Source organism: Alkalimonas cellulosilytica (assembly GCF_036325985.1).
GTDB classification, from domain to species: domain Bacteria; phylum Pseudomonadota; class Gammaproteobacteria; order Enterobacterales; family Alteromonadaceae; genus Alkalimonas; species Alkalimonas cellulosilytica.
In genome coordinates this window covers 1-1,178 of the sequence record NZ_JAUHLI010000046.1, presented here as the reverse complement: position 1 = coordinate 1,178, position 1,178 = coordinate 1, and the positions used below count along the sequence as shown (strand labels likewise).

The 1,178-nt window shown below is 50.3% G+C and carries 1 rRNA gene; it reads right to left on the bottom strand.

The annotated features are described in order from the left end of the window. A 23S ribosomal RNA gene (locus QWY20_RS18455) occupies positions 1 to 1,157 on the bottom strand; the annotation flags it as partial. Positions 1,158 to 1,178: the final 21 nt, after the last annotated feature.

Here is a 1,178-nt window from a genome sequence, read left to right as displayed (position 1 = left end):
CACAAGTCCGCAGCTTCGGTGTATGATTTAGCCCCGTTACATCTTCCGCGCAGGCCGACTCGACTAGTGAGCTATTACGCTTTCTTTAAAGGGTGGCTGCTTCTAAGCCAACCTCCTAGCTGTCTATGCCTTCCCACATCGTTTTCCACTTAATCATAACTTTGGGACCTTAGCTGGCGGTCTGGGTTGTTTCCCTTTCCACGACGGACGTTAGCACCCGCCGTGTGTCTCCCGAGTAGTACTCATTGGTATTCGGAGTTTGCATGGGGTTGGTAAGTCGGGATGACCCCCTAGCCCAAACAGTGCTCTACCCCCAATGGTATTCGCTCGAGGCGCTACCTAAATAGCTTTCGAGGAGAACCAGATATCTCCGAGCTTGATTAGCCTTTCACTCCGATCCACAAGTCATCCCCTAATTTTTCAACATTAGTGGGTTCGGTCCTCCAATTGATGTTACTCAATCTTCAACCTGCTCATGGATAGATCGCCCGGTTTCGGGTCTACACCCTGCAACTGTTCGCCCAGTTAAGACTCGGTTTCCCTACGGCTCCCCTATTCGGTTAACCTCGCTACAGAATGTAAGTCGCTGACCCATTATACAAAAGGTACGCAGTCACCCCACGAAGGGGCTCCCACTGCTTGTACGTACACGGTTTCAGGTTCTATTTCACTCCCCTTACAGGGGTTCTTTTCGCCTTTCCCTCACGGTACTGGTTCACTATCGGTCAGTCAGGAGTATTTAGCCTTGGAGGATGGTCCCCCCATGTTCAAACAGGATATCACGTGTCCCGTCCTACTCGTTTTCACTTAAAAGGCATTGTCGTGTACGGGGCTATCACCCTGTATCGCTCCTCTTTCCAAAGGATTCCACTAACACCAAATAAGCTTAAGGGCTAATCCGCGTTCGCTCGCCGCTACTAACGGAATCTCGGTTGATTTCTTTTCCTCCGGGTACTTAGATGTTTCAGTTCCCCGGGTTCGCCTCTTGCACCTATGTATTCAGTGCAAGATACTCTGTAAACAGAGTGGGTTTCCCCATTCGGAAATCCATGACTCATGCGGCTCTTACTGCCTCATCATGGCTTATCGCAAGTTAGTACGTCCTTCATCGCCTCTGACTGCCAAGGCATCCACCGTGTACGCTTAGTCACTTAACCATACAACCCCAAGTGGCCTTA